The 559-nt window shown below is 63.1% G+C and carries 1 protein-coding gene; it reads left to right on the top strand.

From position 1 onward, the window contains the following. The coding region (locus J5M56_RS23985; protein ID WP_207937938.1) for an MFS transporter at nucleotides 1–559 on the top strand (559 nt) is incomplete at both ends.

Genomic DNA, 559 nt, shown 5'->3' with positions numbered 1-559 from the left:
CTTCTACTCCAGCTTTCAGTACGTCACGCTGGTTGCCGGCCAACTCGTCGCGCTGGCGCTGCTGATCGTCCTGCAGCAATTCGTGCTGACGACACAGCAGCTCGAAAGCTGGGGGTGGAGAATTCCGTTCTTCATCGGCGCGGCGTGCGCGCTGGCCGCCATGCGCCTGCGCTCGTCGATGGAGGAAACGGGCGAATTCAAGCGGACCTTAAACGCCCGGGACAAGCGCGGCACGCTCGCGGAACTGAGCAAGCATCCGCGCGCGGTCCTGACCGTGGTCGGCCTGACGATGGGCGGCACGATCGCGTTCTACACCTACTCGATCTACATGCAGAAATTCCTCGTGAACACCGTCGGCATGAGCAAACATGATGCGACCCTGGTATCCGCCGCGTCGCTCGCCCTGTTCGCGATCTTGCAGCCGGTCGTCGGCTCGATCTCCGATCGCATCGGCCGTCGCCCCGTGCTGATCGCGTTCGGCGTGCTCGGCACGTTGTTCACCGTGCCGATCATGACGGCCATCAGCCGGACTCATGACGTTTGGACCGCGTTCTTCCTC

Origin of the sequence: Pseudomonas sp. 51_B (genome assembly GCF_017491595.1) — a bacterium.
Lineage (GTDB): Bacteria > Pseudomonadota > Gammaproteobacteria > Pseudomonadales > Pseudomonadaceae > Aquipseudomonas > Aquipseudomonas promysalinigenes.
Note: the sequence above shows the minus strand (reverse complement) of the source record. Positions and strands in the feature narration are given on the sequence as shown.